Origin of the sequence: Bradyrhizobium sp. 604_D8_N2_3, from assembly GCF_051810765.1 — a bacterium.
GTDB lineage: Bacteria > Pseudomonadota > Alphaproteobacteria > Rhizobiales > Xanthobacteraceae > Bradyrhizobium > Bradyrhizobium barranii.
This window is the reverse complement of sequence record NZ_JBPWPM010000001.1, coordinates 573,727-589,192: the sequence shown is the minus strand read 5'-3', so window position 1 is coordinate 589,192 and position 15,466 is coordinate 573,727. Positions and strand designations below refer to the sequence as shown.

The window sequence follows — 15,466 nt, the reverse complement described above, 5'->3', positions numbered from 1 at the left end:
CTACTCCATAAAGGCAAGCGGCCGCGCGATTTGTTCGAGCGATTTGCGTTCCGCGGCGACGGCGTAGCGCCACGCCACGATCGCAGCCACGATCATCAGGAAGGCCCCCAGCAAATAGCCCGCGAACACGCTGGTGCGTGATCCCGTGTCGATCAGCGCGCCGAACAGCGCGGGCCCGATCACGCCGCCGATGCCGGTGCCGATTGCGTAGAACACCGCAATCGCCAGCGCGCGCACTTCCAGAGGGAACGTCTCGCTGACGGTCAGGTAGGCGGCGCTCGCGGCGGGCGAGGCAAAGAAGAAGATCACCATCCAGGCAATGGTCTGCCCCTGCGCGCTCAGCGCGCCGATCGAGAACAGATAGCCCGAGAGCGCCAGCAGCACGCCCGATACGCCGTAGGTAAACGTGATCATGACGCGGCGGCCGAGCGTGTCGAACAGGCGGCCGAGCAGCAGCGGCCCGAGGAAGTTGCCGGCGGCGAACGGCAGGAGATACCAGCCGACATGCTCGGCGCTGATGCCGTAGAAGTCGGTCAGCACCAGCGCGAAGGTGAAGAAGATCGCGTTGTAGAAGAACGCCTGCGCGCTCATCAGCACGAGGCCGACCAGGGAGCGCTGACGATAGACGAAGAACAGCGTGTGCACGACCTCCCTGATCGGAGTGTGGTCGCGCATCTTCAGGCGTATTTTCGTGAAGCGGCCATCGCTCGCATGCCGGTCATGCCCGATCACAGAGCGCTCGATCTCGTCCACGATGGCGTGGGCCTGGTCGGGCCGGCCGTGGATCATCAGCCAGCGCGGGCTCTCCGGAATCCACATCCGCATCAACAGCACGACGAGGCCAAGGGTCGCGCCGATGAGATAGGCGAGGCGCCAGCCGAGATCGGGACCGATCAATGCGGGATCGAGCAGCACGATGGCCGCCACCGCGCCCATCGCCGCGCCGATCCAGAAACTGCCGTTGATGACGAGGTCGGTCCAGCCGCGATAGCGCGCCGGCACCAGTTCCTGGATCGTCGAGTTGATCGCAGTGTATTCGCCGCCGATGCCGGCGCCGGTGAGAAAACGAAACAGCGCGTAACTCGCGACATTCCACGACAAGGCGGTCGCGGCGGTCGCGGAGAGATAAAGCGCCAGTGTGATGAAGAACAGCTTCTTGCGGCCGATGCGGTCGGTGAGCCAGCCGAAGCCGAGCGCGCCGAGCACCGCACCGGCAAGATACGCGGAATTGGCGATACCGAGATCGAGATTGGAGAATTGCAGCGACGGACTCTGCTTCAACGCGCCGGAGAGCGCGCCGGCCAGCGTCACCTCGAGCCCGTCGAGGATCCAGGTGATCCCGAGCGCCAGCACGACGCGGGTATGAAAGCCGCTCCACGGCAGCGCATCGAGCCGCGCGGGAATGCTGGTCTCGATGATGCGGTCATCCGCGACCGCCGCAGAGACTGCAGGTCCATAATTCAGCGCTGGGCTTTGCTGCAATTCCATCGCGTTGCTGGGTCTAACCAATGGAAGCGGCCCCGGTTCACATGGTGTGGACGGGGGCGTTCCGATCATGGAGGTGCGGCATTCCGCCTGCCACCTGCGACAACGCCTGCGGCAAAGGCGGGTTCCCGCGGGAACAGCGCTTGGGATCGTCCGTTTCCGATGGAGCCGCTGGGAGTTGACGCATGGCTCACGTCAGAAAGACGACACATTCGCGCAAAACCTGGAGCGCGCGAAGGTGGAGTTGAAGCGGACGTTCGGGAGGGAGTGAGACTCGCGCTCTTTACCCCCCGTCGTCCCGGACAAGCGAAGCGCAGATCCGGGACCATAACCACAGGGAGTGGTTTGGCGAAGACTTGGAGTTACCACCGTCCGTCTCAACTATCCGCTGGGAGTATGGATCCCGGATCGGCGCGCGCCTAAGGGCGCGCTTGTCCGGGACGACAGCGGAGTATGAGGCGATAGCGAGGTCTTCAAGCGCCAAGCGCCTGACGCGCGGCGAGCCTTACGCGGCCCTGATATTGCCCATGAAGCGATCGAGCTCGGCGCGCAGGCGCGTGCTTTCGGATGACAGCGTTTTGGCCGAGTTCAGCACCTCTTCCGAGGCTGAACCGGTTTCGGCGGCGCCGCGGTTGACCTGGCCGATGTCGGTGGCTGCGGTCTGGGTGCCCTGCGCAACGGTCTGGACGCTGCGCGCGATTTCCTGCGTTGCGGCGCCCTGCTGCTCGACGGCGCTCGCAATCGACGTCGAGATCGACGAGATCTGGCCGATGGTCGCGCCGATCTCCTTGATCGCGGCGACCGACTCGGCGGTCGCGCCCTGCATCCCCGTAATGTGGGAGGAGATTTCGTCGGTCGCCTTCGCGGTCTGGCTGGCCAGCGACTTCACTTCGCTGGCGACCACTGCGAAGCCGCGGCCGGCCTCACCCGCGCGCGCCGCCTCGATGGTGGCGTTGAGCGCAAGAAGATTGGTCTGCTCGGCAATCGCCGTGATCAGCTTGACGACTTCGCCGATCTGCTGCGCGGCATGGGAGAGTTTTCCGATGCGGCCGTCGGTTTCCTTCGCCTGCACCACGGCATTTTCTGCGATTCGGCTGGAATCGCGGACTTGGCGGCCGATCTCCTCGACCGAGGCCGAGAGCTCTTCGGTGGCGGTTGCGACCGACTGCATGTTGCTGGAGGCCTGCTCGGAGACACCGGCGACCTGGCTCGACAGGCTCTGCGTGGTCTCGGCGGTGCGGGTCAGCGTGGAGGCCGCCGATTCGAGCTGCACGGCCGAGGCCGAGACGTTGGAGACGATGGCGCCGACGGCGCTCTCGAAATCGTCGGCAAAGCGAATCAGCTCGGAGCGGCGGCTTGCGGCCTGCTCCCGGTTCTGGGCTTCGCTGGCGGCGGCGTCGCGCTCGGCTTTCGCGACGGCCTGAACCTTGAATTCCTCGACCGCGCCAGCCATCTCGCCGATCTCGTCCTTGCGGCCCAGGCCCGGCAGCACGACGTCGAAATTGCCGGACGCAAGCTCGCGCATCGCCTTGCACATCGCGATCATCGGACGCGAGATGCCGTTGCCGAGCATCAGGGCCAGCACGGCGCCAATGGCGAGGCCGCCGAGCGCCATCATCAGCATCAGCCGTTCGGTCTCGGTGATGGTGGAGTTGGCGCTCGCTTCGATGCGCTGCTGATCCGAGGTCAGATCGGACCGCAACTCGGCCGAGAGCTTGAGAATGCCCGCCGCCGTCTTGGTCATCTCGCCGTTCAACTTGACGATGATCTTCACGTTCTCGGTCAGCTTCGAGAAAGAGGTGCGGTACTGCTTCAGCAGGTTGCCGATCTCGGTGACGCGGTCGGTGATCTTCTGGTCATTGGCATAGATCGAGACCAGCAGGGTCTCCAAAAACTTGATGCGGGCGATCACGCCGTCGGCGGTCTTCGGCTCCGGCTTGGCGACGAAGGCGCTGACCGAGGTGGAGACCGCGAGATATTGCGAGGTGACGTCCTTGGCGGTGGTCTGAACCGAGTTCAGGCCCGCCAGCGCGGCCGTATCGGCGAGATCGTCGAACTTGAAACGGATCTTGTTGCCGACGCTGTTGAGCTCGTCGGCGGCGATCTTGTTGTTCTCGCGCGTCAGCGTGATGATCTCACCGAACACCTTGGTGAAGCGCTGGAATTCGGCCTCGAGCTTGCCGACCTGCTCGCGGCGCGCCGCGCTGGTCGTGGCCGCCACCGACTTGGCGATCGCGCCCTTCAGATTCTCTTCGGCGGCCTTGGCCGCGGTCTCGTCATCGGTCGCGCCCGTCAGCGTATAGGCCCGCGCCAGTCCCTGATAGGCGATCAGCTCGCGGTCCACGGTCCGCGCGAGGTCCGCTTCCGACACGCTGGCCCGGTAGGAGGCCACGGCGGCCTGGATCCGCTCGAAGCCGAAATAGGCGAAAGCCATGCTGACGGCGAGGATGGCCAGCACCGCCACGAAGCCGAGGATGATTTTTGCACGAAAACGCAGGGTGAAGAGCTTCGATGTGTTCGGCGTCGACTTGACGGGCATTCCCCACCCCATTCCATTCGCGGAAAACTAGGCGCAGCCCGGAAGCAGCCCGCTTCCTGACTCGTGAGCACGGTAGAGTGCAAAGGATAAGCGGCGGTAAATGTGGGGCACCGCAACTTGCGGTTCGGTGACGCGGGCCCAGGTCCTCTCCGCTCGTCATCCCGCACAAGCGTAGCGAGGTTCGCCGGGACGACAGCGGAGGATGGCGCGGCCGCGAGGGCCTCAGGCGTAGCGCAGCTACGCCGCCCGGATATTCCCCATGAAGCGATCGAGCTCGGCGCGCAGGCGGGTGCTTTCGCTGGACAGGGTTTTGGCCGAATTCAGGACCTCCTCCGAGGCCGAGCCGGTTTCGGCGGCGCCACGGTTGACCTGGCCGATGTCGGTGGCGGCGGTCTGGGTGCCCTGCGCGACGGTCTGGACGCTGCGGGCAATCTCCTGCGTCGCGGCGCCCTGCTCTTCCACCGCGCTCGCGATCGAGGTCGAGATCGACGAGATCTTGCCGATGGTGGCGCCGATCTCCTTGATCGCGGCGACCGACTCGGCCGTCGCACCCTGCATGCCCGCGATGTGCGAGGAAATCTCGTCGGTGGCCTTCGCGGTCTGGCTGGCCAGCGACTTCACTTCGCTGGCGACCACGGCAAAGCCGCGGCCGGCCTCGCCCGCGCGCGCCGCCTCGATGGTGGCGTTGAGCGCCAGAAGATTGGTCTGCTCGGCGATCGCGGTGATCAGCTTAACCACTTCGCCGATCTGCTGGGCGGCGTGCGAGAGCTTGCCGATCCGGCCGTCGGTTTCCTTGGCCTGGACCACCGCAGCTTCGGCAATGCGGCTGGAATCGCGGACCTGGCGGCCGATCTCCTCGACGGAGGCCGAAAGCTCTTCCGTCGCGGTTGCGACCGACTGCATGTTGCTGGAGGCCTGCTCGGACACGCCGGCAACCTGGCTCGACAGGGTCTGCGTGGTTTCGGCGGTTCGGGTCAGTGTGGAAGCCGCCGATTCGAGCTGCACGGCGGAAGCCGACACGTTCGACACGATGGCACCGACCGCGCTTTCAAAATCATCGGCGAAGCGAATCAGCTCGGAACGGCGTGCGGTGGCCAGTTCCTTGTTCTGGGCTTCGCTGGCGGCGGCGTCGCGCTCGGCCTTGGCCACGGCCTGAACCTTGAATTCCTCGACCGCGCCGGCCATCTCGCCGATCTCGTCCTTGCGGCCGAGGCCCGGCAGCACGACGTCGAAATTGCCCGACGCGAGCTCGCGCATCGCCTTGCACATCGCGATCATCGGACGCGAGATGCCGGTGCCGAGCAGGAAGGCGAGGATCGCGCCGAGCAGCGTGCCGCCGACGGCCAGCATCAGCACCAGATGCTCGGTCTGCCCGATGGTCGCTTCCGACTCCGATTCCAGCCGCTGCTGTTCGGCGACGAGGTCCGCCTTCATGGCGGTGGCGCCTTGCAGGATCGCGCCGGCCGAACCGCTCATCTCGGTGACGAGTTCGTCGACCATCTTGGCATTCGCGATCAGCTTCTCCAGCGCTTCGCGATAGGCCACGAGGATGGTCTTGGCGTCCTTCAGGCCGGCGACGATCTTGTCGTCCATGGAATAGACCGCGCCGAGCGAGTTCTCGACGAATTTCAGCCGCGCCAGCGCGCTGGTCGCGATCGCCTGGTCGGACGTCAGCACGAAATTGGTGGCTGCGGCGCTCGCGGTCTGGAACTGGGCGTTGACCTGCTTGGTGCCGAACTCGATCGACTGCGCCTCGGAATCGGAGGCGTTGTTGCCGATATCGTCAAGCTTGTACTTCAGGAGATTGGCTTGGCGCGTCAGCTGGTTCTGCACCAGCAGCGCGCTGTCGCGCTTGGCCTGGAGGACCTTTGCGAAGGTCGCAGAGAAGTTGGAGAATTCCTTGGCGAGCTTGTTGAGGCCCTCCTGCCGCGCCGGCTTCTGGGCACTCTTGACCGCCTGATCGATGGCGCTCTTCAGGCCGGTCTCGGCGTCCAGCGCTGCCTTGGCATCGTCCTCCTTGCCGGTGACGACGAAATAACGGACGGCCGAGCGGTAGGCGAGCAGCTCGCGGTCGATGTTGCGGGCGAGATCGGCCTCGGTGACGCTGCTGCGGTAGGACCCGACCCCGGCCGAGACCCGCTCGAAGCCGAAATAAGAGAAAGCCATGCTGCCGGCGGAGATCACCAGCACCGCGGCGAAGCCGAGGATGATCTTGGCGCGGAACCGGAGGGTCGGAAATATTGTACGCTTCGACGGCGACGCGATACGCCCGGACATTCCAACCCCCATTTTCTATTCAGCCGTGATCCGGAGGCGCCCCGCCTCCAGACCCGGATGCGCAAAACTAGGGCAGAATGGATAAAGGGCGGTAAATTCGCCGCACCTGCGCAATTTCCGGCTTTGTCGGCCAAAAGCCGGCCGGATGGGATGACGGCTGGCATCCCACTTGGGCCGACCATTTTGCGGCGGTCGACCCGCTTCGCCGGCCCAAGTCATTGCCCGCTCGTCAGGATCGATGACTTTTCCATGACCGGCGTGACCAAAATCCTAGTTGCAATGTCAGGGGGCGGCGGTCTCTAATTAGAAACAATCAAAATCAATCCGGGGAGGTATGTTCCGTGTCTACAGTCAAACTGACGGTGAACGGCAAGGCCGTTGCCGTCGACGTCGAGGACCGCACGCTGCTGGTCCAGCTCCTGCGGGATCACCTCAATCTCACCGGGACCCATGTCGGCTGCGACACCAGCCAGTGCGGCGCCTGCGTCGTACACGTGGACGGCCGGGCGGTGAAATCCTGCACCATGCTGGTGGGCCAGGCCGACGGCGCCAGCGTCACCACCATCGAAGGCATCGCCAAGGGCGACGAGCTGCACCCTATGCAGGCCGCCTTCCGCGACAATCACGGCCTGCAATGCGGCTATTGCACGCCGGGCATGATCATGTCGGCGATCGACATCGTGCACCGCCATGGCGGCCAGCTCGACGAGCCCACCGTGCGCCAAGAGCTCGAAGGCAATATCTGCCGCTGCACCGGCTACCACAACATCGTCAAGGCCGTGCTGGACGCAGCCGGGCGCATGAAGGTCTCGCAGGCGGCCGAGTAAATCGGCGCGCCTCGAATAAAGAACCACCGCTGCCGCTTTCGAGGGAAAGCGCAGTCAAAGAAACTTCCGGTCGGGAGGACCAGACATGGGTGTTGAAGGCATCGGCGCGCGCGTCGTGCGCAAGGAAGACAAGCGTTTCATTACCGGCAAAGGCCGTTACGTCGACGACATCAAATTGCAGGGCATGACCCATGCCCATTTCATCAGAAGCCCGCATGCGCATGCCAAGGTGAAGAAGATCGATTCATCCGCCGCGCTCAACATGCCGGGCGTGGTCGCCGTGCTCACGGGACAGCAGATCGTCGACGACAAGGTCGGCAATCTCATCTGCGGCTGGGCCATCACCTCCAAGGACGGCAGCCCGATGAAGATGGGCGCATGGCCGGCGATGGCGCCGGAAACCGTGCGCTTCGTCGGTCAGGCCGTCGCGGTCGTGATCGCCGACAGCAAGAACCTCGCGCGCGACGCGGCCGAAGCCGTGGTCGTGGATTATCAAGAGCTGCCGGCAGTCGCCGATATCCATGCCGCGATCAAGGCCGGCGCAGCCCAGCTTCACCCCGAAGCCCCCGGCAACCAGGTCTATGACTGGGTGATCGGCGACGAGGGCGCGACGGATGCCGCCTTCGCCAAGGCCGCCAATGTGGTCAAGCTCGACGTCACCAACAACCGCCTCGCCCCGAACGCGATGGAGCCGCGCGCGGCGATCGCCGACTATGACGCGGCGGAAGAGCACTTCACGCTCTATACGACCTCGCAGAACCCTCACGTCGCCCGCCTCGTGCTGTCGGCGTTCTACAACATCGCTCCCGAGCACAAGCTGCGCGTGATCGCCCCCGACGTCGGCGGCGGCTTCGGCTCAAAAATCTTCATCTATCCCGAGGAGATGGTGGCGCTGTGGGCCTCGAAGAAGGTCGGCCGTCCGGTAAAATGGACCGGCGACCGCACCGAGGCCTTCCTCACCGATGCGCATGGCCGCGACCACGTCACCCATGCTGAGATGGCGTTCGATGCCAACAACAAGATCACCGGCTTGAAGGTGAAGACCTACGCCAATTTCGGCGCCTACATGTCGCTGTTTTCCTCGTCGGTCCCGACCTATCTCTACGCCACGCTGCTGTCGGGCCAGTACAACATCCCGGCGATCCATGCCGAGGTGGTCGGGGTCTACACCAACACCACGCCGGTCGACGCCTATCGCGGCGCAGGCCGCCCCGAGGCGAGCTATTTGATCGAACGGTTGATGGAGACGGCGGCGCGGCAGCTCAAGGTCGATCCGGCAGCACTGCGCCGGAGCAACTTCATCACCCAGTTCCCGCACCAGACGCCTGTCATCATGGCCTATGACACCGGCGACTTTAACGCCTCGCTCGACGCCGCGATGAAGGCGATCGACTATGCCGGCTTCGCAGCCCGCAAGGCCAAGGCGAAGGCGGACGGCAAGCTGCGCGGCATCGGCGTGTCCTGCTACATCGAGGCCTGCGGCATCGCGCCGTCGAAGGCCGTCGGCAGCCTCGGCGCCGGCGTCGGCTTATGGGAATCCGCCGAAGTGCGGGTCAACCCGGTCGGCACCATCGAGATCCTGACGGGCTCGCACAGCCACGGCCAGGGTCACGAGACCACGTTCTGCCAGCTCGTCGCGGAGCGCCTGGGCGTTCCCATCAGCCAGGTCTCGATCGTCCATGGCGACACCGACAAGGTGCAGTTCGGCATGGGCACCTACGGCTCGCGCTCCGCGGCCGTCGGTCTCACCGCGATCCTGAAGGCGATGGAGAAGATGGAGTCCAAGGCCAAGAAGATTGCAGCGCATGCGCTCGAAGCGTCCGAGGGTGACATCGTCATCGAGAACGGCGAGTTCAAGGTCGCCGGCACCGACAAGGCGATCGCCTTCCCGATGGTCGCGCTCGCGGCCTACACCGCGCACAATCTGCCTGACGGGATGGAGCCGGGCCTGAAGGAAAGCGCCTTCTACGATCCGACCAACTTCACCTTCCCGGCCGGCGCCTACATCTGCGAGCTCGAGGTCGATCCCGGCACGGGCAAGACCTCCTTCATCAACTTCGTCGCGGCTGACGATTTCGGCCGGCTGATCAACCCGATGATCGTCGAGGGACAGGTCCATGGCGGCCTTGCCCAGGGCATCGGGCAGGCGCTGCTCGAGCACGCCATCTACGATGCCAACGGCCAGCCCGTCACGGCCTCGTTCATGGACTACTCCATGCCGCGCGCCGACGACCTGCCCTCGTTCAATCTCTCCCACACCACGACGCTGTGCCCGGGCAATCCCCTGGGCATCAAGGGCTGCGGTGAGGCCGGCGCGATCGGCGCCTCTGCGGCCGTGATCAATGCGATCACGGATGCGATCGGCAAGAACAACCTGGAAATGCCCGCAACCCCGGATCGGGTGTGGCGCACGATCCACGCGGCCTGAGAGGAGCAACAAGATGTACCAGACCACTTATCATCGCCCCTCCTCGGTCGACGAGGCCGTCGCCCTGTTCGGCAAGAGCAGTGAGGCGAAATTCCTCGCCGGCGGCCAGACCTTGCTGCCGGTCATGAAGCAGCGGCTCGCCAGCCCGTCCGACGTGATCGACCTCGGCAAGATCAAGGAGCTGCAGGGCGTCGAGCTCTCGGGCGACGTGCTGACCATCAAGGCCGGCACGACCTATTTCGACATCATGCAGAATGCCGATGTGAAGAAGGCGATCCCCGCGATCGCCTATCTCACCTCGGTGCTCGGCGATCCCGCCGTGCGTTATCGCGGCACGATCGGCGGCTCGATCGCCAACAACGATCCCGCCGCGGATTATCCGGCCGCGCTGCTGGCGCTCGGTGCCACCGTCAAGACCAACAAGCGGTCGATCTCGGCCGAGGACTTCTTCCAGGGCCTGTTCACGACGGCGCTGGAAGACGGCGAGATCATCACCGCAGTGTCGTTCCCGGTGCCGGCGAAGGCGGGCTACGAAAAGATGCGGCATCCGGCCTCACGCTTCGCGCTGACCGCCGTGTTCGTCGCGCAGACGAAGTCGGGCGAGATCCGTGTTGCCGCCACCGGCGCCTCGCAGAGCGGCGTGATGCGGGTCCCCGCGATCGAAGCCGCGCTGAAGGCGAACTGGTCGCCGTCGGCGCTCGACAATGTCAGCATTCCGGCGAGCGGATTGCTGGCCGATATCCACGGCACGGCCGAATACCGCGCCAACCTCGTCAAGGTGATGGCGCAGCGCGCGGTGGCCGCCGCGGGCTGATCGCGTCGATAAAGCGCGACAGCGCGTCGCGCCTTAGCGCCTCAACACAAATCTTCCGCGGCGCGCAGCAATGCGCGCCGCTTTTATTATGCGCCCATGCATGAAAACCGCTTGCCTCGCGGACATGAAGGCGAGAAAAGTTAATCAGCCAATTAACTCGCCCCCAAAGAGGAACGTCAAAGGCGATTGCCGGACCACCGGAATTCGCCGGCGACCCGAGGAAACAACAACGTGCTCGATAAACCAGCGCCCACCTCCTCCGTCCGCACCTCCGGCCCGCTCTCGGGTTTCCGTGTCGTCGAATTCGCCGGCATCGGACCCGGCCCATTCGCCTGCATGATGCTCGCCGACATGGGCGCCGATGTCGTCACGCTCGATCGCGTCGGTGCGAAGAAGAGCATGAAGTCGGTCGCGGGCCGCGGCCGCAAGGTGATCGAGCTCGACCTCAAGGACAAGGCGGCGATCGCAGAGGTGCTCGACCTGCTTGCCAGCGCCGACGCGCTGGTCGAGGGCTTTCGTCCCGGCGTGATGGAGCGGCTTGGACTCGGGCCCGACGTCGTGCTCGCGCGCAATCCCAAACTCGTCTACGGCCGCATGACCGGCTGGGGCCAGGAAGGCCCGCTCGCCAACGCCGCCGGCCACGACATCAATTACATCTCGATCACCGGCGCGCTGGCCGCGATCGGCACCAAGGAAGCCCCGGTGCCGCCGCTCAATTTGGTCGGCGATTTCGGCGGTGGCGCGCTCTATCTCGTCGTCGGCGTTCTCGCCGCCCTCCTCGAAGCGCAAAGGTCCGGCAAGGGCCAGGTCGTGGACGCCGCGATGTGCGACGGCGCGGCATCGCTGATGTCGTTCTTCTTCGACATGAAGACGATCGGCCGCTGGAGCGAGGGGCGCAACCAGAACTTCCTCGACGGCGGCGCACATTTCTACGGCGTCTATGAATGTGCCTGCGGGCACTTCGTCTCGATCGGCTCGATCGAACCGCAGTTCTACGCGCTGCTGCGCGAGCACGCGGGCCTGACCGATGCCGACTTCGACGCGCAGATGAACCCCAAGGCCTGGCCCGCGCTGAAGCAGAAATTGCAGGCCGTGTTTAGGAGCAAGACCCGCGAGGACTGGTGCAGGATCATGGAAGGCACCGACATCTGCTTCGCGCCGGTGCTCACCATGTCGGAAGCGACCGAGCATCCGCACATGGTCGCCCGCAACGTCTTCCTCGAACGCCACGGCGTGAAGCAGCCCGCGCCCGCGCCGCGGTTCTCACGCACGCCGTCGGCGGTGCGGGAGCCGGAGGGCGCGGAGATTGGTGCGGTGATGGCTGCGTGGAAGAGGTAGATCTAGCCTCGGCAAAGATCGCGTAGGGTGGGCAAAGGCGCGAAGCGCCGTGCCCACCATCTCTCCACAATCCTGATAAAAGTGGTGGGCACGCTTGCGCTTTGCCCACCCTACGGCAGTGTGCCCGAACGCAGCGACCTACGCCGCCGTATCCACCTTCAACACGCCGCGCCGGATCTGATCCTCCTCGATCGATTCGAACAGGGCCTTGAAGTTGCCCTCGCCAAAACCATCGTCACCCTTGCGCTGGATGAACTCGAAGAAGATCGGGCCGATCGCGTTGGCGGAGAAGATCTGCAGCAGCACCTTGGTCTGACCGCCATCGACCACGCCCTCACCATCGATCAGGATGCCGTTGGTCCGGAGCCGCGCGACGTCCTCGCCGTGCTTCGGCAGGCGCGCATCGATCCGCTCGAAATAGGTCTCCGGCGGTGACGGCATGAAGGGCAGGCCGGCTTCGCGCAGGCCTTCGATGGCGGCGTGGATATCGCGGCAGCCGCAGGCGATGTGCTGGATGCCCTCGCCGCGATAGATATTGAGATATTCCTCGATCTGGCCGGACTCGCCGGCGTCCTCGTTGATCGGAATCCGGATCTTGCCGTCCGGGCTCGTCAGCGCGCGCGAGAACAGGCCGGAGGCGCGGCCCTCGATGTCGAAGAAGCGGATCTGGCGGAAGTTGAACAGCTTTTGGTAGAAGCCCGTCCACACATCCATGCGGCCGCGATGGACGTTGTGGGTGAGATGATCGAGATAGAACAGGCCGGCGCCGACCGGCTTGGGATCGCGTGCCCCCAACCACTCGAACTCGGCATCATAAGCCGAGCCCTTGGCGCCGTAGCAATCGACGAAATAGAGCAGGCTGCCGCCGATGCCCTTGATCGCGGGTACATCAAGCGTCTTCTGCACCGACGACACATCGGCAGGTTCGGCGCCGAGCGCGATCGCACGGTCATAGGCCGCCTTCGCATCGACCATGCGAAACGCCATCGACGGCGCGCAGGGGCCGTGCGCGGCGACGAAGTCGAAGCCGTGGGTGCCGGGCTCCTCGTTGACGAGATAGTTGATGTCGCCCTGGCGGTAGACCGTGATCTTCTTGCTCTTGTGGCGGGCGACGGGCGCATAGCCCATCAACTTGAACAACGCGTGCAGCTCTTCCGGATTGGGATGCGCATATTCGACGAACTCGAACCCGTCGGTGCCCATCGGATTGTCGGCGGTGACGGTGGCCGGCGGTGCATCGTGCGGAAACGGACCCATGGTGCTCTCCAATTGCTGCTGCCATGAACTATCCTTCATCGGGCGTGCAATGAGCGTGCAAACGGGGCGCATTTTGGCTATCATATGCACGGTCTGTGCATGAAATGGATAAATGACGCATGATCTCCGTAGACGCATTCGACCTCAAGATCCTGGACGCGCTCCAGGACGACGGCCGCCTCACCAACCAGGAGCTCGCCGATCTCGCGGGTCTCTCGGCCTCGCAATGCTCGCGGCGGCGGATGCGGCTGGAGGAGGAGAAGGTGATCTCGGGCTATCACGCCGATCTCTCCAGCGAAGCGCTGGGCTTCGGTGTGATCGCCTTTATCCAGGTGGGGCTCGCGACCCACTCGCCGGACAATTCGAAACGCTTCCGCGCCTTGGTCAACCGCATCGACGAGATCCAGGAAGCTTATTCGCTGACGGGCGACGCCGATTACGTGCTCAAAGCCGTGCTGCGCGATCTCAAGGGTCTCTCCAATCTCGTCAACGACGTGCTGATGCCGCACCAGAGCGTGGCGCATGTGCGCTCCTCGATCGTGCTCGACAGGCTCAAGGAAAGCTCGCGGCTGCCGCTGAAGGATTTGAAGGCTGGCTGAAATCGAGGGAACTACGGCATTCGCGCTTCACGCGCCGTCTGCGATGATCAAGCCAATCTGCGGAGATTCTGCCATGGCCCTCCAGCTTCGACCGAACTGCGAATATTGCGACCGCGACCTGCCGCCTAATGCAACGGACGCGCGGATCTGCTCCTATGAATGCACGTTCTGTGCGGATTGCGTCGAGACGAAACTCTCCAACGTCTGCCCGAATTGCGGCGGCGGCTTTGCGCCGCGCCCGATCAGGCCGACGCAGGAATGGCGGCCGGGCGTGTGCGTCACCAAACACGTGCCGTCCGACAAGCGGGTGCATTTGAAATACAGCCCGGAGGATGTCGCGGCGCATTGCGCGCGGGTGCGGGATGTGCCGCCGGAGAGGCGGTGACTTCGTAGGGTGGGCAAAGGCGCCCTTGCGCCGTGCCCACCATGTCTCCGCAAGCGCGATCGTGATGGTGGGCACGCTTCGCTTTGCCCACCCTACGACACCGGAACGCGCGGCTACTCCGCCGCCAAAATCGTCCCCTCGACCTCCCCGAACCCGACCCGGTAGCCACTGCCCTGGCACCAGCCGCGCATGACGAGGCTGTCGCCGTCTTCCAAAAACGAGCGCTTGGCGCCGCCGGGCAATTCCACCGGCTCGGTGCCGTTCCAGCTGATCTCCAACAGGCTGCCGCGCTGGTTCTTCTCCGGGCCGGAGATCGTGCCGGACCCAAGGAGATCGCCGACATTCATCGCGCAACCGCTGGAGGCGTGGTGCATGAGCTGCTGCACCGAGGACCAGTACATGTATTTGAAATTGGTGCGGCTGATGCCGGCGTGCGCATTGGCGCCGGCCGCGCGCAAGGAGACGTCGAGTTCGAGATCATAGTTCTGCGGCTTCGCCTGCTTGAGATAATCCAGCGGCACCGGCTCCTGCTCCGGCCCCCCCAGCCGGAACGGCTCCAGCGCCTCGCGCGTCACCACCCACGGGCTGATCGAGGTCGCGAACGCCTTTGCCAGGAACGGGCCGAGCGGCACATATTCCCATTGCTGGATGTCGCGCGCGCTCCAGTCGTTGAGCAGCACGAGACCGAAGATCATCTCCTCGGCCTGTTGCTCGGTCAGCATACCGCCCATCGGCGATGGCTGGCCGACCACGACGCCCATCTCCAGCTCGAAATCGAGCCGCTTGCACGGCCCGAAGCTCGGCAGCTCGACATTCGGCGGCTTCAACTGCCCGCGCGGCCGCTTCACCTTCGTTCCCGAGACCACGACGGTCGAGGCACGGCCGTTATAGGCGATCGGCATGTGCAGCCAGTTCGGCTGCAGCGCGTTGTCCTTGCCGCGGAACATCACGCCGACATTGGTAGCGTGCTCCTTCGACGAATAGAAATCGGTATAGCCGGACACTGCGAACGGCAGATGCAATTTTGCATCGCGCATCAGCACCAGGGCCTGCTTGCGCAGCTCCTCATTGTCACGCAGCTCCGGATGATCATGACGCAGTAGCTCGCTGATCCGCGCGCGTGTCTTCGTCCAGATCTTCGGTCCCAGCGTCATGAACGGATTGAGCGAGGGGCCGGAGAACACCCCGAGCGGGCCGACGTCGAGACGGCAATCCTGCTCGAGCGCCCAGAGATCGAACACGTAGTTACCGATCGCGACACCGACGCGCGGCGTCGGATTGGCCGAGGTCGAGAACACGCCATAGGGCAGGTTCTGGATCGGGAAGTCGGAGGCGGGATCGACCTCGATGAAGGAGCGGAGGCTGGGGTCGTTGGGGTGGGGCATGTTTCCTGCCATACGAATTCTGGTGCTGAACTTCTGTCACCCTCCCCTGGAGGGGGAGGGTCGGCTCATATTGAGCGCAGCGAAATATGAGACGGGGAGGGGTGATCTCTCAACACGGGCAGTGTTCCTTGC

The 15,466-nt window shown here is 64.6% G+C and carries 11 protein-coding genes; 6 read left to right on the top strand and 5 right to left on the bottom strand.

What is annotated here, in order from left to right; all coding sequences use genetic code 11:
* The 3 genes from AB7245_RS02750 to AB7245_RS02740 form a co-directional block, all read right to left on the bottom strand.
* Positions 1 to 1,488: an MFS transporter gene (locus AB7245_RS02750; protein ID WP_439035692.1), complete on the bottom strand. Its 1,488-nt coding sequence runs from the start codon at positions 1,486 to 1,488 to the stop codon at positions 1 to 3.
* A gap of 502 nt (positions 1,489 to 1,990) precedes the next feature.
* A complete protein-coding gene (locus AB7245_RS02745) occupies positions 1,991 to 4,024 on the bottom strand; it encodes a methyl-accepting chemotaxis protein (RefSeq protein ID WP_439033858.1) in 2,034 nt (677 codons plus the stop codon).
* A 237-nt stretch (positions 4,025 to 4,261) separates the two neighbouring features.
* On the bottom strand, positions 4,262 to 6,301 hold the full coding sequence (locus tag AB7245_RS02740) for a methyl-accepting chemotaxis protein (protein ID WP_439033857.1): 2,040 nt from the start codon (positions 6,299 to 6,301) through the stop codon (positions 4,262 to 4,264).
* A 341-nt stretch (positions 6,302 to 6,642) separates the two neighbouring features.
* Between AB7245_RS02740 and AB7245_RS02735 the strand changes: the two genes are divergently transcribed.
* The 4 genes from AB7245_RS02735 (at position 6,643) to AB7245_RS02720 (ending at position 11,708) form a co-directional block, all read left to right on the top strand.
* On the top strand, positions 6,643 to 7,128 hold the full coding sequence (locus AB7245_RS02735) for a (2Fe-2S)-binding protein (RefSeq protein ID WP_071908555.1): 486 nt from the start codon (positions 6,643 to 6,645) through the stop codon (positions 7,126 to 7,128).
* A gap of 85 nt (positions 7,129 to 7,213) precedes the next feature.
* Positions 7,214 to 9,556, top strand: coding sequence for a xanthine dehydrogenase family protein molybdopterin-binding subunit (locus AB7245_RS02730; protein WP_071908556.1), 2,343 nt, complete (start codon positions 7,214 to 7,216; stop codon positions 9,554 to 9,556).
* A gap of 13 nt (positions 9,557 to 9,569) precedes the next feature.
* Positions 9,570 to 10,370 (top strand): FAD binding domain-containing protein, encoded by an 801-nt coding sequence (locus tag AB7245_RS02725; RefSeq protein WP_028149283.1) that lies wholly within the window; start codon positions 9,570 to 9,572, stop codon positions 10,368 to 10,370.
* A 231-nt stretch (positions 10,371 to 10,601) separates the two neighbouring features.
* Entirely contained in the window at positions 10,602 to 11,708 is a 1,107-nt protein-coding gene (locus tag AB7245_RS02720; RefSeq protein ID WP_071916985.1) for a CaiB/BaiF CoA transferase family protein, read from the top strand.
* 138 nt (positions 11,709 to 11,846) lie between these two features.
* Here AB7245_RS02720 and hppD read toward each other — a convergent pair whose 3' ends face one another.
* The gene (gene hppD, locus AB7245_RS02715) at positions 11,847 to 12,965 is read right to left on the bottom strand and encodes a 4-hydroxyphenylpyruvate dioxygenase (protein ID WP_071908557.1); all 1,119 of its coding nucleotides are present in this window, start codon (positions 12,963 to 12,965) and stop codon (positions 11,847 to 11,849) included.
* 119 nt (positions 12,966 to 13,084) lie between these two features.
* Between hppD and AB7245_RS02710 the strand changes: the two genes are divergently transcribed.
* On the top strand, positions 13,085 to 13,564 hold the full coding sequence (locus AB7245_RS02710) for an Lrp/AsnC family transcriptional regulator (RefSeq protein WP_071908558.1): 480 nt from the start codon (positions 13,085 to 13,087) through the stop codon (positions 13,562 to 13,564).
* 73 nt (positions 13,565 to 13,637) lie between these two features.
* Positions 13,638 to 13,949 (top strand): DUF1272 domain-containing protein, encoded by a 312-nt coding sequence (locus AB7245_RS02705; protein WP_071908559.1) that lies wholly within the window; start codon positions 13,638 to 13,640, stop codon positions 13,947 to 13,949.
* 113 nt (positions 13,950 to 14,062) lie between these two features.
* Here AB7245_RS02705 and fahA read toward each other — a convergent pair whose 3' ends face one another.
* The gene (gene fahA, locus AB7245_RS02700) at positions 14,063 to 15,334 is read right to left on the bottom strand and encodes a fumarylacetoacetase (RefSeq protein ID WP_071916986.1); all 1,272 of its coding nucleotides are present in this window, start codon (positions 15,332 to 15,334) and stop codon (positions 14,063 to 14,065) included.
* Between the last annotated feature and the right edge of the window lie 132 nt (positions 15,335 to 15,466).

Coding starts and splice junctions, on each gene's coding strand:
- AB7245_RS02740 (WP_439033857.1), bottom strand. CDS start 6,301: ATGTCCGGGCGTATCGCGTCGCCGTCGAAGCGTACAATATTTCCGACC.
- fahA (WP_071916986.1), bottom strand. CDS start 15,334: ATGCCCCACCCCAACGACCCCAGCCTCCGCTCCTTCATCGAGGTCGAT.
- hppD (WP_071908557.1), bottom strand. CDS start 12,965: ATGGGTCCGTTTCCGCACGATGCACCGCCGGCCACCGTCACCGCCGAC.
- AB7245_RS02750 (WP_439035692.1), bottom strand. CDS start 1,488: ATGGAATTGCAGCAAAGCCCAGCGCTGAATTATGGACCTGCAGTCTCT.
- AB7245_RS02745 (WP_439033858.1), bottom strand. CDS start 4,024: ATGCCCGTCAAGTCGACGCCGAACACATCGAAGCTCTTCACCCTGCGT.
- AB7245_RS02730 (WP_071908556.1), top strand. CDS start 7,214: ATGGGTGTTGAAGGCATCGGCGCGCGCGTCGTGCGCAAGGAAGACAAG.
- AB7245_RS02705 (WP_071908559.1), top strand. CDS start 13,638: ATGGCCCTCCAGCTTCGACCGAACTGCGAATATTGCGACCGCGACCTG.
- AB7245_RS02710 (WP_071908558.1), top strand. CDS start 13,085: ATGATCTCCGTAGACGCATTCGACCTCAAGATCCTGGACGCGCTCCAG.
- AB7245_RS02725 (WP_028149283.1), top strand. CDS start 9,570: ATGTACCAGACCACTTATCATCGCCCCTCCTCGGTCGACGAGGCCGTC.